The following is a 21,613-nucleotide window of genomic DNA, read 5'->3' on the forward strand; positions in this document are numbered from 1 at the left end:
GGCGGTCCGGGCTTTCCCGGCCGCCCCTCGGCATGTCTCCCGCGGCTCCCGCGACGGGCGTCAGCGGCTCAGTACAGCGCAGTGGCCAGGTCCCGCCGGGCCTTCAGGACGAGCGGGTCGGCCGGGTCCATGGTGTCGAACAGTTCGAGCAACCGCAGGCGCACACGCTCCCGGTCGTCGCCCACCGTGGCGCGCACGAGGTCGACGATGCGTCCGAACGCCGCCTCGATCTGACCGGCCATCATCTCGATGTCGGCGGCCTGCAACTGGGTGTCGACGCTCTCCGGATGCGATCGGATGCCTTCGATCACAGCCTGCTGGTCGAGCTTGCTCACGCGGGCCAGCAGCCCTGCCTGCGCCTTGCCCGCGAGCGCCGTGCGGTCGCCCGGGGTCTGCTGCAGCACCTTCTCGAACTCGGTGACGGCGCCCTCGAAGTCCCCGGACTCCAGCAACGCGTCCGCCGCCTCGAAGCGCGGGTCTGCGGGCGGGGACTCCTCGCTCCCCTCCTCGGGCGTGACCGCGACAGGCTCGGCCCGACCGACGATGCCGTTGGAGGCCGCCAACTGGACCAACTGGTCGATCACGGCAGCGATCTCAGGCCGCGGACGCGTGCCCTGGAACAGCGGGGCGACCTGCCCGCCGATCACCCCGACGACGGTCGGCACGGCCTGGACGCCGAACGCGGCGGCGATCTGGGGCTGCGCGTCGACGTCCACGCGCGCGAGCAGGAAGGCGCCGGTGGCCTCGGCGGCAAGGCCCTCGAGGTCGTCGGAGATCGTGGAGTCCTCCACGCGCGGCGACCAGAACTCGACCACGATCGGGTGTCGCATCGACTTCTGGATGACCTGCTCGAGGTTCTGTTCGGTGAGTGCCATGACGAACGACGTACCTGGAGGCGCAGGAGGACGCGGGGCCAGCGTCGAGAGGTCGACGATGCCGGAAGTGCGATAAGCCATGCCCCCATTCTGGCAGTTCGCACCACACCCGCGGGCCGTGCGGACGCGCTGACCGCGGATGCCCCGTCCGGGGTTACACGGTGCCCCCGGGCACGGCAAGATGTCAGGCATGGTCCACGAACGTGCAGGGCAGCGCGCACTGCCCACCGATCTCATCGACGTCTCCGCCACCATCGACGCCTATTACGACCTCACGCCCGATCCGGACAATCCCGATCAGCAGGTCGTCTTCGGCACCTCCGGGCACCGCGGGTCCAGTCTCGATGCCGCCTTCAACGACGCTCACATCGCGGCGACGACGCAGGCGATCGTCGAGTACCGCGCGTCGCAGGGGATCACGGGGCCGCTGTTCATCGGCAAGGACACCCATGCACTGTCGGGCCCGGCGTGGAGAACCGCCATCGAGGTGCTGCACGCCAACGGCGTGGCGGTCCGGGCCGAGCGGGAGGATCAGTTCACGCCCACACCGGCCGTGTCGAGGGCCATCATCGTGTACAACCGGCAGGCCGCCGATCACGAGGCCGACGGCATCGTCGTGACGCCGTCCCACAACCCGCCGCGCGACGGCGGCTTCAAGTACAACCCGCCCCACGGCGGACCGGCCGACACCGATGCGACGAAGGTCATCGCCGCCAGGGCCAACGAGCTGCTGGCCGATCCGTCCGGCATCCGCCGTTCCGCGTACGACAGGGCCGCCGCCGAGGTGACGACGGTCGACTATCTCGGCGCCTACTGCGAGGATCTCGCCACCGCGCTCGATCTCGCGGCGATCCGCGAGGCCGGCGTCCACATCGGCGCCGATCCGCTCGGCGGCGCCTCCGTCGAGTACTGGCAGTACATCTCCGAGCACCTGGGGCTCGATCTCACGGTCATCAACCCGACGGTCGATCCGGCGTGGCCGTTCATGACGCTCGACTGGGACGGCAAGATCCGCATGGACTGCTCGTCGCCGTATGCGATGGCCGGGCTGATCGCGAACAAGTCCTCCTACGACATCGCCACGGGCAACGACGCCGACTCCGACAGGCACGGCATCGTGACTCCGGACTGCGGGCTCATGAACCCGAACGCCTACCTGGCCGTCGCCATCTCGTACCTGTACCGGCATCGCGATGGGTGGCCGGCCGGCGCGGGCGTCGGGAAGACGCTCGTGTCGAGTTCGCTGATCGACAAGGTCGCCGCCGACCTCGGCCGTCGTCTCGTGGAGGTGCCCGTCGGCTTCAAGTGGTTCGTCCCGGGTCTCATGTCGGGCGATCTCGGGTTCGGCGGCGAGGAGTCGGCCGGCGCGTCGTTCCTCGCCAAGGACGGCTCCACGTGGACCACCGACAAGGACGGCATCCTGCTGGCCCTGCTCGCCTCCGAGATCAAGGCCGTCACAGGCAGTTCGCCCAGTGAGCTGTACGCCGAGTTGGAGGAACGGTACGGCAGGTCGTCCTACGCCCGGGTGGACGCCCCCGCGACACGCGAGCAGAAGGCGACGCTGGCGCGGCTGTCCCCCAGCGACGTCACCGCCACCGAGCTGGCCGGCGAGCCGATCCTCCAGACCCTCACCAACGCCCCCGGGAACAATGCGCCGATCGGAGGCCTGAAGGTCGTCACCGAGCACGCCTGGTTCGCCGCACGTCCGTCCGGGACGGAGAACGTCTACAAGATCTACGCGGAGTCGCTGAAGGGCCCCGAGCACCTGGCGCAGGTGCAGGACGCCGCCCGTGAGGTGGTGAACGCCGCCCTCGGCTGACCACGTTCGACCCCGCAGACGCGCCGAGCGCTCCAGAACTGCCGGAAACTCGCTCCAATTCGGCAGTTCGGGAGCGCTCGGTGCGGTCCGAGTGCGTTCGGCGTGGGCGATCCGGGACCGCCCACGCCGCAGGCTCACTCGGGAACGACGGCGATCTTGATGCCCTCACCCGACGAGACGAACTCGATCGCCTCGACCGCCTTCTCGAGCGGGAAGGTATGACTCACGATCACGTCCGCGGGGATGAGCCCGCTCTCGATGAGGTGAATCGCCTCCTCGGTGTGGCGCCGCTTCGAGTTGGACGTCCCGGTGACGGTGATCTCGTTGTAGTGGATGACGTTGGGATCCACGCCGGTGGAGCCCCCCTTGGGGAAGCCCGCGAACGCGCAGACCCGCCCGCCCAGGCGCACGAGGTCGAGCGCCTGCGCGAAGAGCTCGAGCCGGCCGATGGCGATCACGCAGACATCGGCGCCGCGGCCGGACGTCGCATCCTTGACGACCTGCAACAGGTCTTCGTTCAGCGGGTCGACGACGATGTCCGCGCCGAGCGCCTTCGCCGTCGCGCGGCGGCTCTCGGACGGATCGGACATGATGATCTGCGTCGCACCCGCCAGCCGGCAGACCGTCAGGTGGAGCAGGCCGATCGGACCGGCGCCGAGGATGACCGCCGTGTCGCCGAGGAACACCTTGTAGTTCGTGAGACCGTTCAGGACGCAGCCGAGCGGCTCCACCAAGGAGAGTGCCGTGAGCGGCGTCCCCGGCTTGGCGACGGTGACGTTCTTGCGCTTGACCACGAACTCGGGGGCGAGGCAGTACTCGGCCAGACCGCCGTCGAGCGCGTAGCCGTAATAGATCGACTTCTCGCAGAAGTGCTCCAGCTCCCGCAGGCAGAACCAGCAGTTGCCGCAGGTCACGACGGGCGTGATCACCGCGAGATCGCCCACCGCGTACCCGGTGACGCCCTCGCCGACGGCCGCGATCGTCCCTGCGATCTCGTGCCCGAGCACGACACCGGGGCGCACGCCCGTGGTCTTCTCACCCTTGAGGATGCGCAGGTCGGTTCCGCAGACGGTGTTGGATCCGACCTTCAACAAGAGCTCACCCGGCCCCGGTTCGGGAGTCGGGACCTCCATCACGTCCAGTTGCCCAGGACCCTTCATCACAGCTGCCAACATGCGTTGCTCCCATGCACCGTGCGCGTCCTCCGCGCGCGCCGGATCGGCGGCGGAGGGTTCCGCGACCACTCGTATACGGCGACTCTACCGGCGGACAAGGAGCCGGACCGTTCGCCGCGGGGACGTTGCTCACACGCGCGAACGACCCTCAGATGCCGTCGCCGGAGTCGGGGTCGACGGGCATCCGCGCCCGGATTCCGGAGCGCTGGATCACCCGCTGGATGGTGAGGTCGCGCTCCTCGGGATCGCCGACGAACCGGATGACACGCAACCCCTGGTCCTGCGCAGCCGACTCGAACACGAAATGCCCGTAGCCGAGGAAACGGCCCACCAGCGGCCGATCGACCGAGATGTCGAGGATGCGCGCGATGGGCATCGTCGCCAGGTGCTGGGAGAGGATCCCGTTCACCCGGAACACCCGCATGTTGGTGATCACGAACCGGTCCATGAACTCCTGGTGGATGCGGATCATGCCGTAGACCCACAGCGAGAGCCCCGCCAGCAGCGGCACCCAGAACAGCGCTCCCGCGAACGGGATGAAGACAAAGAACGCGGCGCCCACGCAGATCACGCACACCGGCAGGGCGTTGACCACCCAGTGCTTGCGGACCTCGTCGATCACCACCTCACCCTCGGAGACGAGCAGACGCCGCTCCACATCGGGTGCGACGAACTGCCTGAGCACCCCGGCCATGGGGATCAGGAGGCGAGCGAGGAGAAGAAGGTGAAGATCGAGCCGAACGCGCCGAAGAAGGTCTTCACGGCGGCGGCCGCCGCTTCGGGCTGCGTGAACAGGTAGAACAGCGCGAACCCGATGACGAGCACCAGGATCGCCGTCTTGATCCACTTCTGCATGCACTGCCTCCCCGCGAGATGCGACACCTCATTGTGGACCGCGGGGTCTGCGGGCGCCGGTCGGCGCGCCGGGAGCACGCCCATCCTGGCACAACGACCATGCCCCACGAGGCGCGGGTTCGCAGATCGCGAAGCCGGGAACGCCGCAGGGCGGAGTGTGACAGGCTGGAGGCATGGAGAACGACGATCTGTTTATCTGCATCGATCACGTCGGCCTGGCGGTTCCCAGCCTGGACGACGCCATCGAGTTCCACACGAAGGTGATGGGCTGGCGGGTGCTGCATCGGGAGAAGAACGAAGAGCAGGGCGTCGAGGAGGCGATGATCGGCACCGGCGATCAGCTCGCCGAGAACGCTCAGATCCAGCTCCTCGCCCCCCTCAGCGACGAGTCCACCATCGCGAAGTTCATCGGTCGCAACGGCCCGGGCATGCAGCAGCTCGCCTACCGCGTGCGCGATCTGGACAAGGTCATGGCGACCCTCAAGGAGCGCGGCGTCCGCCTGCTCTACCCGGAGCCGCGACGTGGCACGGCAGGCTCGCGCATCAACTTCTGCCACCCGAAGGACACCGGCGGCGTCCTCCTCGAGTTGGTCGAACCCGCCGCTCACTGACGACCGGCCGCGCCGGCGGAGCCATCCGCCGGCCTCCGGCCACCGCCCCATCACCGCCCCTACGCCCCGCACCCGCCCCGGACTTCCCACGACGCAGCGGCTGTGACCTCGTTGTCCCGCTTCCGGTGCGCCCTCACCGGTTGCCCTTTGGAGTCAAGGTAATTTCGTGGGTGGCGAGAGGAATGATCCATGACCGAACCCGGCACCGAGGAAACCGGCCTCAACCTCATCCACGACACAGCGAGCGCGGCGGGCAGCTTCCCGCACTCCGTGTGGGGCTACGACCGGCAGACCGTCGACAGCTACGTGCAGGAGTTGGAGCAGCAGCTCAGCGCCGCGAAGCAGCTCATCCGGCACATGCAACGCGAGGTCGTGGAGGCCAAGCGCCTCTCGGAGGCGTCCGACTTCACAAAGCTCGGTGGTCACACGACGCAGATGCTGCAGGCTGCCGAGGCGCAGAGTCGGGAGCTGCTCGACCAGGCCAATCAGGAAGCCGAGCGCATCAAGGCCGAAGGACGCCGGCTGGCGGCCGAGGCGCGTGCGTCCGGTGAGCAGGAGGCCGACGACATCCGGCTCAACGCACAGGCCACGTTCAAGAAGATGCGTGCCGAGGTCGACATTCAGTGCGCCCGCGAGCTCGACCGAGCACGCGACCAGGCGACGAGCATCCTCGCCTCGGCCAAGGCTCAGGTCGACCACCAGCTCGGCGAGGCGGAGCGTGCCGCGAAGGCGCTGGCCGAAGGCGCGGGGGTCGAGGCGGACAGGATCGCGCAGGCCGCCACGACCCAGGCTCTGCGGACGAAGCTCGCCGCCGAGCAGGAGCGCGAGGAGCTTCTCACGCGGCTGGCCGAGGAGCACACGGCGGCCAGCACCCGCATCGCCACCCTGCTGGAGAACTCCCGTGCCGAGACGGAGTCGGCATCCCAGCGGTTGCAGGACGAGGTGACGCAGGCCGCCGAGCTGCGCCGCAAGGCGCTCGCCGAGGGCGAGGAGATCAAGGTCACCGCCGTCCGCGAGGCCGAGGTGCAGATCGCGAAGGCCCATGCCCAGGCATCCCTGCTGCGCGACCGGGCCGAGGAGCAGTTCGGGTGGCGCAAGGAGCAGTTGGAGCGCGAGACGAACCGGTTGCTGCACCGCAAGCAGGCGATCATGGCGCAACTGGCGAATCTGTCGGCCATGGCCGAACACAGCCTCGCGGAGTTCCCCGACCTGCTGGCGGCGTCCGAACCCGAGGTCGTGGTCCCCGACACATCGGCCAACGAGCCCACGACGGCGGTGCCGTTCGTCCCCGCCTCCGCGCGGCCCGTCGACCCCGACGCGACGGTCTCGCTGCCCGTGACCCCGGCCCCGACCGACGACGAGATCGGCGAGCCGGAGTCGGCGGCGGACGAGGCTGCCGCCGAACCGGCCATCGCCGAGGCGACCGACGTGACCGAACCGGCCACGGCCGAGACCACCGAACCGACGCCGCAGACCAGCGGGGCCGAGCCCGTCTCGGCCACCGCCCGGACCGCCGACGCCGCCTCGCGGGATCGGGGATGACCGAACCGCCGGCACGTGATGTGAGGGCGGTCATCCGGCGGATCTTCCTACGGCCCGAGACCCCGTCGGCCGTGACCCCCGACGACACCGGCGATGTCGAGCCGCCGCCTCCGCCCGGACCGCGGTCCACCGTGCAGCTCGGCTTCGGGCTCGGAATCGGTCTCCTTCTCGCCGCGGTCGTCGGTGTCGTGGCGTACTCCCTGCAGCAGCTCGTACTGATGATCGTCGCCGCATTGTTCGTGGCGCTCGGGCTCAATCCGGCCGTGGAGTGGCTGGCGTCGCACCGACTCCCCCGTGCCGTGGCCGTGCTGATCGTGGTGCTCGGCATGATCATCCTCATCGGCCTGGGCCTCTGGGCGATCGCTCCGGTCGCGGCCGAGCAGATCCAGCTCCTCATGCTCAACGCGCCGACCTATCTCAACGAGCTACGGGCCAACGATCAGATCGCCGACCTCGACGAGCGCTACCACATCATCTCCCAGCTCACCTCGTTGCTCACATCCAGCAGCCTCATCACCTCCCTTTTCGGGGGCATCCTGGGCGCCAGCCAGATCCTCGTCAACGCGCTCGCGTCGATCATCATCACGATGGTGCTGACGATCTACTTCCTCGCCTCCATGCCAAGTGTCAAGCAGGTCGTCTACCGGCTGGCGCCGGCCTCGCGCCGCGCGCGCGTCCGCTATCTCGCCGACGAGATGTTCGCGCGCCTGGGCGGCTACCTCAGCGGGGTCTTCATCGTCGTGCTCTGCGTGAGTGCCTTCGCGTTCGTCTACATGTCGATCATCGGCCTCGGGCGGTACGCGCTGGCGCTCACGGTCGTCGTCGCGATCTTCGCGCTCATCCCGTTGGTGGGCAACACGATCTCCATGATCGTCATCTCGATCGTCGCGTTCTCGCAGTCGCCCGTGATGGGCCTGGTGACGATCATCGTGTTCCTGCTGTACCAGCAGTTCGACGCCTACTTCATTCAGCCGCGCGTGTTCGCCCGGTCGATGAACGTGCCCGGGCCGCTCGTCATCATCGCGGTCCTCGCGGGTGGGACGCTGCTCGGTGTCGTGGGCGCACTGCTCGCGGTCCCGATGGCCGCCGTCCTGCTCCTGCTGTATCGCGAGGTGGTCATCCCCGCGCTCGACCGGCGGTGACGACGCGCGCGGAGATCACTCTCCCGCCGCGACGTCGAACATCCACTCCAGCCCGTACTTGTCGGTGAGGATCCCGTAGACATCCCCCCAGACCTGTTTCTCCAACGGCATCCCCACCGTGCCCTCCGCCGCCAGCGCGGTGAACCAGCCGGTGAGGGTCTCCAGGTCGTCACCGGTGAACGCCAGGTAGACCCGGGTCCCGCCCCAGGTCTGCTCCGCTCCCGGCATCGCGTCGGAGGCCATCACGGTGAAGTCCGGATGGGCCAACGACGCGTGCATGGTGGCCTCGGGGGGCTCCATCCCGTACTCGCCGTACGTGCTGATCGTGAGCTCGCCGCCGAAGACCCCCTGGTAGTACGTCATGGCCTCGCGCGTGTTGCCCGGGAAGTTGAGATAGGGGTTCAACCGAATGGACATGCCGGTTCCTTTCGTCGTTTCGCACCCTCGGGGGATGTAAACACCGTAAACTTACCGCCATGGAGGACGCAACCCCCAAGGGCGGGTATCACCACGGCGATCTCCGCCGCGCCCTGTGCCACGCCGGGTACGCCCTCGCCCGCGAAGGTGGGCTCCCGGCCGTGACGCTCCGGGAGACGACCCGCCGGGCCGGCGTCACGGCGGCCGCCGCCTACCGGCACTTCGACGGCCTGGACGATCTGCTGCTCGCCGTCGCGAGCCTGGGCATGGGTGACCTCGCGCGCGCGATCGAACGGCGGCAGGCCCTCGTCACCGCCACCGACCCGGCGGACCGCGCGGTCGGGCTGCTGGAGGCGGTCGGCCTCGGCTACATCGACTTCGCACTCGACGAACCCGGTGCGTTCGACGTGGCGCTCTCCGGCCTGCTGACCATGGAGCACGCCGAGGACGACGGTTCCACCGGCACCTCGGGACGCACCCCCTACCAACTGCTGACCGACGCGATCGCCGTCGTCGTCGCGGAAGGGCTCCTCTCCCCCGGGCGAGCCGAACCCGCCACCGTCCTGTGCTGGTCCGCCGTCCACGGGTTCGCGACCCTCGCCGTGCACGGCCCCATCCGGACCTACCCGCGCGACGCGCTCGACACGCTGGCCGCAGAACTCGTCAGCGGGGTCGTCCGGGGAGTGCGGAACGGGCCCGCCGATCAGAACAGCCGGTCTGCGGAATCGTCCATCCCGCGCAATGCGTCGTAGTCGACCGCCAGGCAGTCGATCCCCCGGGTTGCCGCCAGCACCTTGGCCTGCGGCTTGATGAGCTGCGCGGCGAAGACGCCGCGCACCGGCGACAACTGCGGATCCGCGTTCATGAGATCGAGATAACGGGTGAGCTGCTCGACGCCGTCGACCTCGCCCCGCCGCTTCACCTCGACCGCCACCAGAGCACCCGCATCGTCGCGGAACAGCAGATCGACCGGGCCGATCGGCGTGTAGTACTCGCGCTGCACCAGCCGCCAGGCATCGCCGAAGACCTCGGGATGCTCCGCCAGCAGCACCTGCAGGTGGGCCTCGACGCCGTCCTTCTGCAGCCCCGGATCCACACCCAGCTCGTGGTGCGAATCGTGCAGCACGCCGGAGATGGCGATCTGCAGGGTGTCGCCGTCCTTGTTGCTGACCTCCCACACCTCGAGCAGATCGTCGTCGGAACCGATGGTGGCGGCCAGGCCGGCGGGCGGTTCCGACACGCGCAACGTGCACGGCGGGGTCATCCAGTTCAGGGGCTTGTACGCGCCGCCGTCGGCGTGGATGGAGATCGAGCCGTCGGCCTTCACCATGATGAGTCGCTCCGCCATCGGGAGGTGCGCGGTCAGCTTTCCCGCGTAGTCCACCTGGCATCGGGCGATCAGCAAACGCACGGGCGTCACGATACCTCAGCCTCCCGCCGCCGCGACCGTGACCGCAGCGCGGAGGGCGGTGTGGAAGCACCTAGGATGTCGGGCATGGCTCGTCGACCCAGCAAGCACCTGCGCCCCGCGCGGCCGCTGCGAGCCGGGTACGCCGAATCGGAGACGAAGGCAGACGGCCGCTGGGTCGTGCGCCACGTGCCCGCGCCCCAGGCCGTGAAGACCTACCGCTGCCCCGGCTGCAACCAGCCCATCCTGCCCGGGACGCCGCACATCGTCGCGTGGCCTCACAACCCCGTGATCGGCTCGTCGTCCCCGGTCGAGGAGCGCCGCCACTGGCACACCACCTGCTGGAGCCGCCGCCCATGACCGACAGACTCGCTCACCGCATCCTCGGCGACCCGCCCGCCGACATCGTCTTCTGCCACGGACTGCTCGGTCGCGGCGCCAATCTCACCACGATCGCCAAAGGGCTTCTGCCGCACTCCAGCCTGCTTCTCGACCTGCCCAACCACGGCCGCAGCGGCTGGACGTCGGCCTTCGACTACCTCGACATGGCCGACGCCGTCGCCGCCGAGATCACACGCTCCTGCGACGCACCGGTCACACTCGTCGGGCACTCCATGGGCGGCAAGGTCGCCATGCTCACCGCACTCGGGCACCCCGACACGGTCGCCCGGCTCTGCGTCATCGACATCTCGCCGCGGGCCAGCGACGTGCGACCCCGCTTCGAACCGCTCCTGACCGCCCTGCGGGCCATGGACCTGACGACGCTGAGAGACCGCGCCGACGCCGATGCCCGCCTCGCCAGGGCCGTCCCCGACGCGGCGACCCGCGCCTTCCTGCTGCAGAACCTGCAACACAGCGGGTCGGGCTGGCGCTGGCAGCCCAACCTCGACCTTCTCGCCGACGAACTCCCCGCCATCGGTGGATGGCCGGAGCTGGGGCTGCCGCCGAACACCTGCCCCGTCACGTGGATCCGCGGTGAGCGCTCCCCCTACGTCAGCGATCAGGACCTTCCGGTCATGCGGGACTGCTTTCCCAACGTCCGGCTGCTCACCGTGCCGGGGGCGGGCCACTGGGTGCACGCCGACGCCCCCCAGGTCGTCGTCCAGGCGATCGCCGACCTGCTGGCCGAGCCGGTGGAGGACCTCAGCCGGCCGTGACCGAGAGGATCTCGGCGTCGGCGTTCGGCCGGCCCGAACCGTCGCTGAAGGACCCGTCCTGGCCCTGGGAGGCGATGCCCTCCACCACCTGTCGGCCCTCGTCGTCGAATGTCCCCAGGATCGTGTACTCCGCGGGCAGGTCGCTGTCGCGGTACACCAGGAAGAACTGCGAGCCGTTCGTGTTCGGCCCGGCGTTGGCCATGGCCACCGTGCCCTCGGGGTAGGTCTCCCGCCCGGTCAGCTCGTCGGGGAAGGTGTAGCCGGGCCCGCCGTTGCCCGTGCCGGTCGGGTCCCCGCACTGGAGCAGGAAATCACCCGAGTCGACGAGCCGGTGGCACGCCGTGTCTGCGAAGTAGTTCTGCTGCACCAGCGACTCGAACGAGTTCACCGCGCACGGCGCGTTCGCCCGGTCCATCGTGACCGTGACCTTGCCACCGGAGAAAGCCAGCGCGAACTGGACGGTCCCCTCGTCGGGAACGTGCTCCGACTGGGGCGGATCGACCTGCGTGGCGGCGGCGCCCGTCACGTCGTAGGTGCAGGACACACCGCCCGTCGGGGACGGCTCCACCGAGGCGGAGCGGGCGCAACCTGTCCCGAGCAGCGCCAACAGGACGAACGGGGCGATGTGAACCGGTCGCATGCCCCTACCCTCCCACAGCGCCCCTCCGGAGGCCCGCAACGGCGCGGTAGGGTGGGCGCCATGGTGACCCTGACGCGCATCTACACCCGCAACGGGGACGCCGGGCAGACCCGGCTGTCCGACATGTCGCTCGCCTCCAAGACCGATCCTCGTGTCGAGGCCTACGGAGCCGTCGACGAGGCGAACTCGGTGATCGGCCTCGCCCTGGCCACGGGCGACCTCCGCGCGGACATGGCCACGACGCTGCGCGAGATCCAAAACGAGCTGTTCGACGTGGGTGCCGACCTCTCGAACCCACTCGCGCGCGCGCCCAAGTGGGAACCGCTGCGCATCGTGCAGTCCTCCGTCGACCGGCTCGAGGCGTGGTGCGATTCCTTCGCCGAGGAACTCCCGGCCCTCACCTCGTTCATCCTCCCGGGCGGCACTCCCGCCGCCGCCACCCTCCACCTGGCCCGGACGGTCGTCCGGAGAGCCGAGCGGGCCGCCTGGGCCGCAGTCGAGGTGTACGGCACCGACGAAGGCACCGACGACGTCCCGGGCGGGATCAGCGTGCTCGCGATCGCATACCTGAATCGACTGTCCGACCTGCTGTTCATCCTCGCGCGGGTCGCGGCGGACGGAGCCGAGACGCTGTGGGTGCCCGGCAAGGACCGCGAGCCCACCACGGCCAAGGCCAGACGGCAACGCGAGCGGATCGTCGCGCAGCAGGCCGAGCAGCCCGCCCCCGAGGACGCCTGAATCCGGGCACAAAAAAACCGGCCGGGGGCCGGCGGGCTCAGAACTCGGAGCGGTGGTCCTCTGCGGAATGCTGATAACGCAGGCCCGGAGGTGCCGACTCCAGCCAACTCATCAGCCCGGTGAGGGACGGGCGTGACATGGCAAGCTCACAGTCCTCGTCGGCGCTCAGCCGCAGCGTGACGATCTGCGAGCCCTCGTAGAGAGAGGCCGCCTCGTCGTACTCGGGACGCCGCTGGCTGCGCACCTGCGCCGCCGAACGGTAGACGCGGACCCGGGGCCGGAACGACAGGCTGAAGACCGGAAACCACTCGAGGAACTCGCCCGTGTAGCGTGCGACCCCCAGAACCCACCCGGACGGACCGCGTCCGCTCCTGCGCATGCTGCAGTCGAAGAGCCCGCCCTGCCGCGTCAGCCATCGCCGCCGCCCGAGGAGCCACGCCAGAGGTGCGATGAGGACGACGACCAGCAACACGAGATCGATGACCGGCCACCAGCCCATGCGCGAAACTCTAATCCTTCCCGGGGCGGGCCGCGAACCGTCCCGTCCTACTCGCCGTTGGCCTCGCGATAGCGCCGCGCCGCGGCCTCCTGCGCCTTCGCGCGGTGGTAGCGGTGCAGGATCTCGTCATCGGCGTCCCCGGCGTCGACGATCCGCTTCACCGCCGCCAGTTCGTGTTCGGCCTCGTCAAGGCTGATCTCATGTCCCAACTGCACGTACTGGCTGAGCAGGGACACCCGGTTGCCGGCCACCGAGAGGAAACCGCCGTCGACGAGGAAGATCTCCGCACGACCGTCCTCGGCCAGTGCCTCGGCGGCCCACGGAACGAGGCTCGCCAGCAGCGGCTCGTGATTGGCCATGATGCCGATGTCCCCCTCGGTCGTGCGGGCGATCAGGCGCTCGGCGTGGCCCTCCCACACCATCCGGGTGGCCGAGACGACCTCCAACTGGAAGGTCGCCATGTCAGCCCTCCTTCTGGATCTTCGCCCAGTTCTCCATCACCATGTCCATGCCGCCGACGTTGAAGAAGGCCTGCTCGGCGACGTGATCGACCTCACCGTTGCAGATCATCTGGAACGCTTCGATGGTATCGGCCAGCGGAACGGTCGACCCCGGGATGTTGGTGAACTTCTCGGCCATGTAGGTGTTCTGGCTGAGGAACTGCTGGATCCGCCGGGCCCGGTTGACGATGATCTTGTCCTCCTCGGACAGCTCGTCGACGCCCAGGATGGCGATGATGTCCTGCAGTTCCTTGTTGCGCTGCAGGATCTGCTTCACCTGGATCGCGACGTTGTAGTGCGTCTCGCCGATGTACTGAGGGTCGAGGATCCGAGACGTCGACGCCAGCGGGTCGACGGCCGGGTACAGGCCGCGGGATGCGATGTCACGCGACAGCTCGGTCGTGGCGTCGAGGTGGGCGAAGGTCGTCGCCGGGGCCGGGTCGGTGTAGTCGTCCGCCGGCACGTAGATGGCCTGCATCGACGTGATCGAATGGCCTCGCGTCGACGTGATCCGCTCCTGCAACTGGCCCATCTCGTCAGCCAGGTTCGGCTGGTAGCCCACCGCGGAGGGCATCCGGCCCAGCAGGGTGGAGACCTCGGAGCCGGCCTGCGTGAACCGGAAGATGTTGTCGATGAACAGCAGCACGTCCTGGTTCTGCACGTCGCGGAAGTACTCCGCCATGGTGAGCGCCGACAGCGCGACCCTGAGCCGGGTGCCGGGCGGCTCGTCCATCTGGCCGAACACCAGCGCGGTGTCCTTGAAGACGCCCGCCTCCTCCATCTCGACGATGAGGTCGTTGCCCTCGCGCGTGCGCTCGCCGACGCCCGCGAACACCGACGTGCCGCCGAAGTTGTGGGCGATGCGGTAGATCATCTCCTGGATGAGGACGGTCTTGCCGACGCCTGCGCCGCCGAACAGGCCGATCTTGCCGCCCTGCACGTACGGCGTGAGAAGATCCAGCACCTTGATGCCGGTCTCCAGCATCTCGGTCTTCGGTTCGAGTGCCTCGAAGCTGGGCGGCTGGCGGTGGATCGGCCACCGCTCCGCGATCTCCAGCGATGCCCCGTCGTCGTTCAGGCAGTCCCCCGTCACGTTCCACACGCGACCCTTCGTCACGTCCCCGACGGGGACCGAGATCGGGGCGCCCGTGTCGCGCACGGCCGTGCCGCGGCGCATGCCGTCGGTCGGCTTGAGCGAGATGGCCCGAACCATGTTGTCGCCCACGTGCAGCGCGACCTCGGCGGTGATGGTGCGCGTCTCGCCTTCCGCCTCGATGTCGATGAGCAGCGCGTTGTAGATCTCGGGCATCTGTTCGGCCGGGAACTCGATGTCGATGACGGGCCCGATGACTCGCGCCACGCGTCCCACGCCGACAGCGGTAGTTGTCTGGGTCATGGAGTGTCCTTACTCGCTCTCGCTGCTCTCGGCGAGCGCGCCGGCGCCGCCGACGATCTCGCTGATTTCCTGGGTGATCTCGGCCTGCCGGGCCTGGTTTGCCTCGCGTGTGAGCTCCTGGATGAGCTGTTCCGCGTTGTCGGTCGCGGACTTCATCGCCTTCTGCTGGCTCGCGAGCTGTGACGCCGACGCCTGCAGCAGGTAGAACCACACGCGGTTGCGAATGTACAGCGGCAGCAGATCGTCGAGGACCGTCTCGACGTCGGGCTCGAACTCGTAGATCGGCAGGATCTCGTCCTCCGACGGGGGCGCGACGCCCTCGACGACCTCCAGCGGCAGGATCCGCCGCACCCGCGGCACCTGGCTGAGCATCGACTCCATCCGCGTGTACACGACGTAGATCGCCGAGTACCCGCCTTCGTCGTCGGGCCTGAGGAAGCCCTCGATGAGCCGGTCCGCGATCTCGTGGGCGTGTGCGTACGAGGGCTTGTCCGAGAAACCCTCCCACGACTGCTCGATGGGAAGACCGCGGAACGACAGCCAACTGATCCCCTTGCGCCCGATCGGGAACCGGACGACCTCCAGCCCGTCCTCGTGGAGGCGCTCGGTGACCCGCTGAGCCATCTTGATCACGTTGGACGAGTACGCCCCGGCGAGCCCGCGGTCCGACGTCAGCATGACGAGCGCGGCGCGCTTCGGGTTCTCCGCGTCGGTGATGAGCGGATGGTCCACCTCGGCGTGGGTGGCCAGGGCGGAGACCGCCCGGTTCAGCTCACGCGTGAACGGCAACGCAGCGGACGCGGCCTGCTGGGCCTTGATGATCCGCGAGGCCGCGATGAGTTCCATCGCGCGCGTGATCTTCTTCGTCGCCGCGACGGACTGTCGTCGCTGGCGGAGTTCGCGGAGACTCGCCGGCATGGACTAGCCCCGCTTCTGCTTCACGATCGCGTCGTGCTCCACGTCGGCTCGCTCGATGGCCTCGACCTTGGCCTGCGTGCCGAGCAGCACCCGCCCGTCCGACGTCTTGAACGACTTCTTCACGACCTCGATCTCACGGGCCACGATCGCCGCCGTGTCGTCGTCCCAGGCGCCCGTCTGCTCGATGGTGTCCAACACGGAGGTGGTACGTCGCAGGTGATCGAGCAGCTCGCGCTCGAACCGCAGGACGTCCTCGACCGGAACGTCGTCGAAGTGGCCGTTGGTGCCCGCCCACACCGACACCACCTGCTCCTCGACCGGGTACGGCGAGTACTGCGGCTGGCGCAGCAGCTCCGTGAGCCGCGAGCCCCGCTCGAGCTGGCGGCGCGACGCGGCGTCGAGGTCGGAGGCGAACATGGCGAACGCCTGCATGTCGCGGTACTGCGCCAGCCCGATCTTCAGCGAGCCCGACACCTTCTTCATGGCCTTCACCTGCGCAGCGCCGCCGACGCGGGACACCGAGATGCCGACGTCGATGGCGGGACGCTGGTTCGCGTTGAAGAGGTCGGACTGGAGGAAGATCTGGCCGTCGGTGATGGAGATCACGTTGGTCGGGATGTAGGCCGATACGTCGTTCGCCTTCGTCTCGATGATCGGCAGGCCGGTCATCGACCCGGCTCCCAGCTCGTCGGACAGCTTGGCGCAGCGTTCGAGCAGGCGACTGTGGAGGTAGAAGACGTCGCCGGGGTACGCCTCCCGGCCCGGCGGCCGACGGAGCAGCAGCGACATCGCCCGGTACGCCTCGGCCTGCTTGCTGAGGTCGTCGAAGACGATCAGCACGTGTTTGCCCTGGTACATCCAGTGCTGGCCGATGGCCGAACCCGAGTACGGGGCGATGTACTTGTAGCCGGCCGGGTCGGACGCCGGTGCGTGCACGATCGTGGTGTACTCCATGGCCCCGGCGTCCTCGAGCGTCGAGCGGAGCGCCGCGATCGTCGAGCCCTTCTGGCCGATGGCGACATAGATGCAGCGCACCTGCTTCGTCGGATCGCCGGACTTCCAGTTCGCCCGCTGGTTGATGATCGTGTCGATCGCGATGGCGGTCTTCCCGGTCTTGCGGTCGCCGATGATGAGCTGTCGCTGCCCGCGGCCGATCGGGATCATGGCGTCGATCGCCTTGAGCCCTGTCTGCAACGGCTCGCTGACGCCCTGGCGGTCCATGACGCCGGCGGCCTGCAACTCCAGCGGCCGCCGTTCGGTCATGCCGTCGACCTCCCCCAGCCCGTCGATCGGACGCCCCATCGCATCCACCACACGGCCCAGGTACCCGTCACCGACCGGCACCGACAGCACCTCGCCGGTCCGCTTCACCGTCGAGCCCTCGTCGATGCCCTCGGACTCGCCGAGCACGACAACGCCGATCTCGCGCACGTCGAGGTTGAGCGCGATGCCCAGCGTCCCGTTCTCGAACTCCAGCAACTCGTTCGCCATCGCCGAGGGCAGGCCCTCGACGCGCGCGATCCCGTCGCCCGACACCACGACCGTCCCGATCTCCTCACGGGCGGCGGTCTCGGGGGCGAAGTTCGCGACGAACTGATCCAGTGCCGCCCGGATCTCCTCCGGCCTGATCGACAGTTCCGTCATTGATGCTCCTAGGTGTCCAGTGGTGTCGAGAGGTTCGTGCTCCGGGAACCAGTGCTTAGGTGAAGGCGCGGCGTGCCGCTTCCAGACGGGAGGACACCGTTCCCTCGATGACCTCGTCGCCGATGGTGACCCGGACGCCGCCGAGGACGTCGGGGTCGACCGTGACTTCCAGCGTGAGGGGACGTCCGGCCTGCGCCGTGAGCGCTGCGCGCAGCCTCGCGTACTGCACCTCGCTCAGCGGTTTGGCGACGCGGACATGCGCGATCCCGCGTTCCCGTTGCGCGGCGGCGAGGCCGAGGTAACCCTCCACTGTGAGCTCGAACGTCCGCCGCCTGGCCGCCACGGCGCGCTCGGCCAGTGTGCCGACGACGGGCAGGACCCTGTCGGCGAGCAGCCCGCGCAGGAGGGCCCTGCGATCGGCCAGCGACCGGGAGCGGTCGGCCAGCGCCGCGCTGAGCTCCGTGGATCCCCGCACGGTCAGCAGGACGCCGAAGAGCTGATCCTCGAGGTCGTCGAGCCGGCCGGCCTCGTCCGCGTCGGCCATGATCGCCCGGATCGCCTGCCGTTCCAGGGCGCCGGCGAGCGTCTCGCCGTCGCCCCACCGCAGCGAACTCGCCGCGACGAGCACCGCCAGCGCACCCCTGCCGACCCTGCCGCCGAACAGCCCGTCGATGAGCTGCCTGCGGGACTGCTCCGGACTGGACGGGTCGCTCAGGTGGCGGCGCAGAGCGGGCTCCGCCTCGATGACCTCGACCAGCGCGAACAGGTCGTCGGCAAGGCGCGGATCGGCACCGGCGGCATTCGCCGCGCCGTCCAACTCCCGCAACCGGGCGGTCTGCGTCTCGTTCATGCTCGTCCGGTCTGACCTTCCAATTCGCTGATGAACCGGTCGACGCTGCGCTTGGCGCGCTCGTCGTCGGTGAGCGACTCACCGACGATCTGACCCGCGAGCTGCGTGGCAAGACCGCCGATCTCGTTCTTCAGTTCGGTGACCGCCTGCGTCCGCTCGGCCGTGATCTGGGCCGCCGCCGCCTCGCGCAGCCGCGTCGCGTCGACCGTTCCCTGCTCGCGCATCTCGGCGACGATCTGCGAGCCCTGGTTCTTGGCATCCTCGCGAATGCGGGCCGCCTCCTCCCGGGCTCCGGCGAGCTGCGCGTTGTAACGGTCGAGGGCGTCCTGCGCCTCGCGCTGCTTCGCCTCGGCCCTTTCGATGCCGCCCTGAATCGCCGCCGTGCGTTCCGCATAGGTCTTCTCGAAGGCCGGGACGACCTTCCACGCCATGACGGCCCACACGAGCAGGAACAGGACGATGCCAACGATGATCTCGGACAGGTGCTCGGGCACCAGCGGTCCGAAATCGATCTCGAACGGCACCATGACCCGGGCCTCAGTTCAGGACGAAGGCGAGGGCGATGCCGATGATGGCAAGCGCCTCGACCACGGCGAAACCGATCCAGGCCGTGCCCATCATGGCGCCCCGCGCCTCGGGCTGCCGCGCGGTGCCGTTGATCACCGACGAGAAGATCCAGGCCACACCGATGGCCGGGCCCAAGGTGGCGAGGGCGTAGCCGATCATGTTGATCGAGCCGTTGATGGTGATCTCCAGGATGGGGAGCATTGCGTTTCCTTTCGGATTCTGTGCCGTGCGAGGTCGAGCTGGTGTCAGTGTTCGTCGGCGATGGCGGAAGAGACGTACTGGGCCGTCAGGACGGTGAAGATGTAGGCCTGCAGCGCCCCGACGAGCAGTTCCAGGGCGAAGATGGCGAAGCTGAACAGGATCGAGACGCCGCCCGCGATCCCGTAGAACAGGACCCCGGAGGTGAGCAGCATGCCACCGCCGACGACGAACACCATGATGACCAGGTGTCCTGCGAACAGGTTTGCGAACAGACGGAGCGCGAGCGTGACCGGCCGGGCGATGAAGTTGGAGATGAACTCCAACGGGATGATGACCGGCCACAGGGCCCACGGAACCCCGTGCGGGATCGTCATGTTCCTCAGGTACCGCAGCGGGCCGTGCTTGATCATCCCGGCCGCGTTGTACAGCACGAAGGTGCACAGGGCCAGGCCGTACGCGTACCCGATCTTGGAGAAGGTCGGGAACATGAACAGGAAGAACTCGCCGAACAGGTTGTTCACGAGGATGAACGAGAACAAGGCGACGAGGTAGGGAAGATAGCGGCGGTACTCGTGACCGAGGATGTCTCGCGCGATGCCGTTGCGCAGCAGGTTGTACAGTGCCTCGCCGACCGCCTGCTTCTTCGTCGGGACGACCTTCTGATTGTGAGCCATCCACAGCCAGAACACGATCACGAGGGCGGCGCCGATGACCGCCTGGACGAGGTGGTTGTTGAGCCACTCCAGACCGGGGGTGTCGAACAGCGGCCGGGAGTTGAAGCTGTCGACGCTGGGCGGCCATCCATGGTCGCCCCCGCCCTCCTCGCTGCCGTCGAAGGGCAGCGGTACCAGGGGCGTCACGATCTGCAGCAGTACTGGAATCATGTGACCCGCCCGTATCGCTTGATGATCATGTACATCGCCGCGATGGTGCCGAAGATGATGCCCACGGGCAGCAGGAAGGACGTGTGGAACCACGTGTCCGCCAGCCAGCCGAGGGCGCCGTAGAAGCCGATCCCGGAGACGAGGTAGGACAGCACCCGGATCCCCTGGTCCATTCCATCCCGCTTGTCCATCGCGGTTCGGACTTTAGCAGTCCGGGACGGCTCAAGCCACCTGCGGCACCCCTGTCACTCACCCGGGGGACGGGGCGTGTCGAACGCCGGAATCCGCAGCCGCCGGTACGCGCGGAACTCGGCCAGGAGCCACCCGTGGACGACGAGAACCGTTGTCACGATCGCCGCCGGCGGGTCGATCCAGCCGAACCGATCGCGTTGCGCGAGCACGAGCCACAACACGGCCCCGAGCAGGGTCACACGTGCCGTGTAGGACGCGAGCGCGGCCACGAGGACGACCTTCGGCGGACGCTCGGCGACCCGGATCTGCACGGCCTGGCCGATCGTGAAGAACGCGATCACGAGCACGGCGGAGACGGCGGCGGTGACGGCCGGGCCCATCCCGCCCCCGAGCGCGAAGCCGACCACGCACACGAGCGCGACGATGTGCGCTCCGGCGATCCCCGCGCGGAGCAGTCTGCGTGCACGGTCGGTCAGCTCACCGGTCATCGAGAACACCCCGGCGCGGGCGGAACGTGAGCCAGAGCGCGAGCACCAGGGCCACCGCGACCACCGCCCCGGACACCCACCCGGGCCACAGCACGAGCACGATCACCCCGTAGGCCAGGACAGCCGACCACAGCCACATCAGCAGCACCGCCGAGCGGTGGGAGTGCCCCCCGCGAAGCAGTCTGTGGTGGATGTGCTGTTTGTCGGGCTTGTACCAGGGCTTCCCGGCCAGCATCCGCCGCGTGTACGCCATGATCATGTCGACCAGCGGCAGCGCCAGAGCCGCGAAGGGCAGGATCAGCGGAGTGTAGGCGGGCAGCAGGTTGCCGCCGTCGGCATGCAACTGCGACGGGTCGATCTGCCCGGTCAGGGTGACGGTCATGGTGGCCATCAGCAGACCGAGCAGCATCGAGCCCGAGTCGCCCATGAACATCTTCGCCTTGTGGAAGTTGTGCGGCACGAACCCGATGCAGATGCCGAGCGTGGCCACCGAGATGAGGCTGGCCGGCGTGGCGCGCACGAGGTCCTGCTCGTAGGACAGCAGATAGGCGTACAGGAAGAACGCGCCGGCGCCGATGGCGACCACCCCTGCGGCGAGCCCGTCGAGTCCGTCGACGAGGTTGATCGCGTTGACGCACGCGAAGACGACCACCACGGTGAGGAAGATCGCCGATCCGTCGTCGAGGGAGATGATCGAGTCGGGCAGCGGGATCCAGTACACGCGGACGCCGTTGACGACGACGACGCCGGCGGCCAGCACCTGGCCGGAGGCCTTCGCGACCGCCGGCAGGTCGAAGATGTCGTCGAGGATGCCGACCACACAGATGACCGCGGCCCCGAGCAGGACCGCCCTCGTGTCGTGCGCGACGATCTCGTTGCGGCCCAGCCACGGCAGCGCCTCGGCGGCGATGAACGCCGCGACCAGCCCGCCCAGCATCGCCAGTCCGCCGAAGTACGGGATCGGAACGGTGTGGACGTCCCGGTCACGGACGAGCGCGACCGCCCCGAACCGGACCGCGACCTTGCGCGCCAGCCCGCTCAGCAGGTAGGTCGTCGCCGCCGCGATGAGCAGCACCAGCAGGTACTCGCGCATTC

Annotated in this window: 27 protein-coding genes; 8 read left to right on the forward strand and 19 right to left on the reverse strand. The window is 68.8% G+C overall.

Annotated elements, in window-relative coordinates:
• Positions 1–68: 68 nt before the first annotated feature.
• Positions 69–956 carry a tetratricopeptide repeat protein gene (locus G555_RS22275; protein ID WP_028708597.1) on the reverse strand — a complete coding sequence of 296 codons (888 nt, stop codon included), beginning with the start codon at positions 954–956 and terminating at the stop codon, positions 69–71.
• 109 nt (positions 957–1,065) lie between these two features.
• On the opposite strand from G555_RS22275, the gene pgm reads away from it, so the two are divergent.
• Positions 1,066–2,694 (forward strand): phosphoglucomutase (alpha-D-glucose-1,6-bisphosphate-dependent), encoded by a 1,629-nt coding sequence (gene pgm, locus G555_RS0108725; RefSeq protein ID WP_028708598.1) that lies wholly within the window; start codon positions 1,066–1,068, stop codon positions 2,692–2,694.
• A gap of 134 nt (positions 2,695–2,828) precedes the next feature.
• Here pgm and G555_RS0108730 read toward each other — a convergent pair whose 3' ends face one another.
• The 3 genes from G555_RS0108730 to G555_RS22600 form a co-directional block, all read right to left on the reverse strand.
• Positions 2,829–3,869, reverse strand: a complete 1,041-nt coding sequence (locus G555_RS0108730; protein ID WP_028708599.1) for a zinc-binding dehydrogenase — start codon at positions 3,867–3,869, stop codon at positions 2,829–2,831.
• 148 nt (positions 3,870–4,017) lie between these two features.
• Entirely contained in the window at positions 4,018–4,563 is a 546-nt protein-coding gene (locus tag G555_RS0108735; protein ID WP_028708600.1) for a PH domain-containing protein, read from the reverse strand.
• 5 nt (positions 4,564–4,568) lie between these two features.
• A complete protein-coding gene (locus G555_RS22600; RefSeq protein ID WP_169337878.1) occupies positions 4,569–4,724 on the reverse strand; it encodes a hypothetical protein in 156 nt (51 codons plus the stop codon).
• Between the two features lie 173 nt (positions 4,725–4,897).
• On the opposite strand from G555_RS22600, the gene mce reads away from it, so the two are divergent.
• From mce to G555_RS18820, 3 genes are all read left to right on the forward strand, one after another.
• On the forward strand, positions 4,898–5,335 hold the full coding sequence (mce, locus tag G555_RS0108745) for a methylmalonyl-CoA epimerase (protein ID WP_028708601.1): 438 nt from the start codon (positions 4,898–4,900) through the stop codon (positions 5,333–5,335).
• Between the two features lie 189 nt (positions 5,336–5,524).
• On the forward strand, positions 5,525–6,877 hold the full coding sequence (locus G555_RS18815; RefSeq protein WP_051208594.1) for a coiled-coil domain-containing protein: 1,353 nt from the start codon (positions 5,525–5,527) through the stop codon (positions 6,875–6,877).
• Complete coding sequence (locus G555_RS18820; protein ID WP_051208595.1) at positions 6,874–8,019, forward strand: AI-2E family transporter; 1,146 nt, start codon at positions 6,874–6,876, stop codon at positions 8,017–8,019. Before G555_RS18815 ends, G555_RS18820 begins: the two co-directional genes overlap by 4 nt.
• Positions 8,020–8,034: 15 nt before the next feature.
• On the opposite strand, the gene G555_RS0108760 is transcribed toward G555_RS18820, so the two are convergent.
• Entirely contained in the window at positions 8,035–8,436 is a 402-nt protein-coding gene (locus G555_RS0108760) for a VOC family protein (RefSeq protein ID WP_028708602.1), read from the reverse strand.
• A 59-nt stretch (positions 8,437–8,495) separates the two neighbouring features.
• Here G555_RS0108760 and G555_RS18825 point away from each other — a divergent pair, with 59 nt between their 5' ends.
• Positions 8,496–9,188 (forward strand): TetR/AcrR family transcriptional regulator, encoded by a 693-nt coding sequence (locus G555_RS18825; protein ID WP_051208596.1) that lies wholly within the window; start codon positions 8,496–8,498, stop codon positions 9,186–9,188.
• Here G555_RS18825 and nucS read toward each other — a convergent pair.
• Positions 9,140–9,847: an endonuclease NucS gene (nucS, locus tag G555_RS0108770; protein ID WP_028708603.1), complete on the reverse strand. Its 708-nt coding sequence runs from the start codon at positions 9,845–9,847 to the stop codon at positions 9,140–9,142. The genes G555_RS18825 and nucS overlap by 49 nt on opposite strands.
• Positions 9,848–9,931: 84 nt before the next feature.
• Here nucS and G555_RS0108775 point away from each other — a divergent pair, with 84 nt between their 5' ends.
• Together G555_RS0108775 and G555_RS18830 are read left to right on the forward strand one after the other, a co-directional pair.
• On the forward strand, positions 9,932–10,204 hold the full coding sequence (locus G555_RS0108775; RefSeq protein ID WP_028708604.1) for a hypothetical protein: 273 nt from the start codon (positions 9,932–9,934) through the stop codon (positions 10,202–10,204).
• Positions 10,201–11,001: an alpha/beta fold hydrolase gene (locus tag G555_RS18830; RefSeq protein ID WP_036921688.1), complete on the forward strand. Its 801-nt coding sequence runs from the start codon at positions 10,201–10,203 to the stop codon at positions 10,999–11,001. Before G555_RS0108775 ends, G555_RS18830 begins: the two co-directional genes overlap by 4 nt.
• Here G555_RS18830 and G555_RS0108785 read toward each other — a convergent pair.
• Complete coding sequence (locus G555_RS0108785; protein WP_028708605.1) at positions 10,988–11,641, reverse strand: peptidylprolyl isomerase; 654 nt, start codon at positions 11,639–11,641, stop codon at positions 10,988–10,990. The two genes, G555_RS18830 and G555_RS0108785, sit on opposite strands and share 14 nt — an antisense overlap.
• Before the next feature lie 60 nt (positions 11,642–11,701).
• On the opposite strand from G555_RS0108785, the gene G555_RS18835 reads away from it, so the two are divergent.
• Complete coding sequence (locus G555_RS18835) at positions 11,702–12,379, forward strand: cob(I)yrinic acid a,c-diamide adenosyltransferase (RefSeq protein WP_051208597.1); 678 nt, start codon at positions 11,702–11,704, stop codon at positions 12,377–12,379.
• A 37-nt stretch (positions 12,380–12,416) separates the two neighbouring features.
• On the opposite strand, the gene G555_RS18840 is transcribed toward G555_RS18835, so the two are convergent.
• Genes G555_RS18840 through G555_RS0108850 form a run of 12 tightly spaced genes read right to left on the reverse strand, consistent with a single transcriptional unit; the run spans position 12,417 to position 21,611 of the window.
• Positions 12,417–12,878: a DUF2550 domain-containing protein gene (locus G555_RS18840; RefSeq protein ID WP_051208598.1), complete on the reverse strand. Its 462-nt coding sequence runs from the start codon at positions 12,876–12,878 to the stop codon at positions 12,417–12,419.
• A 47-nt stretch (positions 12,879–12,925) separates the two neighbouring features.
• Complete coding sequence (locus tag G555_RS0108800; protein WP_028708606.1) at positions 12,926–13,339, reverse strand: F0F1 ATP synthase subunit epsilon; 414 nt, start codon at positions 13,337–13,339, stop codon at positions 12,926–12,928.
• Between the two features lies 1 nt (position 13,340).
• Positions 13,341–14,774, reverse strand: a complete 1,434-nt coding sequence (gene atpD, locus G555_RS0108805) for a F0F1 ATP synthase subunit beta (RefSeq protein WP_028708607.1) — start codon at positions 14,772–14,774, stop codon at positions 13,341–13,343.
• 9 nt (positions 14,775–14,783) lie between these two features.
• Positions 14,784–15,692, reverse strand: coding sequence for a F0F1 ATP synthase subunit gamma (locus G555_RS0108810; protein WP_028708608.1), 909 nt, complete (start codon positions 15,690–15,692; stop codon positions 14,784–14,786).
• 3 nt (positions 15,693–15,695) lie between these two features.
• Positions 15,696–17,336, reverse strand: a complete 1,641-nt coding sequence (gene atpA, locus G555_RS0108815) for a F0F1 ATP synthase subunit alpha (RefSeq protein ID WP_028708609.1) — start codon at positions 17,334–17,336, stop codon at positions 15,696–15,698.
• A 55-nt stretch (positions 17,337–17,391) separates the two neighbouring features.
• Positions 17,392–18,186 (reverse strand): F0F1 ATP synthase subunit delta, encoded by a 795-nt coding sequence (locus tag G555_RS0108820; RefSeq protein WP_028708610.1) that lies wholly within the window; start codon positions 18,184–18,186, stop codon positions 17,392–17,394.
• Positions 18,183–18,713: a F0F1 ATP synthase subunit B gene (locus tag G555_RS0108825; protein WP_028708611.1), complete on the reverse strand. Its 531-nt coding sequence runs from the start codon at positions 18,711–18,713 to the stop codon at positions 18,183–18,185. Before G555_RS0108825 ends, G555_RS0108820 begins: the two co-directional genes overlap by 4 nt.
• 10 nt (positions 18,714–18,723) lie before the next feature.
• Positions 18,724–18,954, reverse strand: coding sequence for an ATP synthase F0 subunit C (atpE, locus tag G555_RS0108830; protein ID WP_028708612.1), 231 nt, complete (start codon positions 18,952–18,954; stop codon positions 18,724–18,726).
• Positions 18,955–18,998: 44 nt separating this feature from the next.
• Positions 18,999–19,838 (reverse strand): F0F1 ATP synthase subunit A, encoded by an 840-nt coding sequence (atpB, locus tag G555_RS0108835; RefSeq protein ID WP_036921691.1) that lies wholly within the window; start codon positions 19,836–19,838, stop codon positions 18,999–19,001.
• Positions 19,835–20,029, reverse strand: coding sequence for an AtpZ/AtpI family protein (locus G555_RS21795; protein WP_245581228.1), 195 nt, complete (start codon positions 20,027–20,029; stop codon positions 19,835–19,837). Before G555_RS21795 ends, atpB begins: the two co-directional genes overlap by 4 nt.
• 54 nt (positions 20,030–20,083) lie before the next feature.
• Entirely contained in the window at positions 20,084–20,518 is a 435-nt protein-coding gene (locus tag G555_RS21200) for a hypothetical protein (protein ID WP_051208599.1), read from the reverse strand.
• Positions 20,508–21,611 (reverse strand): glycosyltransferase family 4 protein, encoded by a 1,104-nt coding sequence (locus G555_RS0108850; protein WP_028708614.1) that lies wholly within the window; start codon positions 21,609–21,611, stop codon positions 20,508–20,510. Before G555_RS0108850 ends, G555_RS21200 begins: the two co-directional genes overlap by 11 nt.
• Positions 21,612–21,613: the final 2 nt, after the last annotated feature.

The organism is Propionicicella superfundia DSM 22317 (assembly GCF_000423465.1).
GTDB lineage: Bacteria > Actinomycetota > Actinomycetes > Propionibacteriales > Propionibacteriaceae > Propionicicella > Propionicicella superfundia.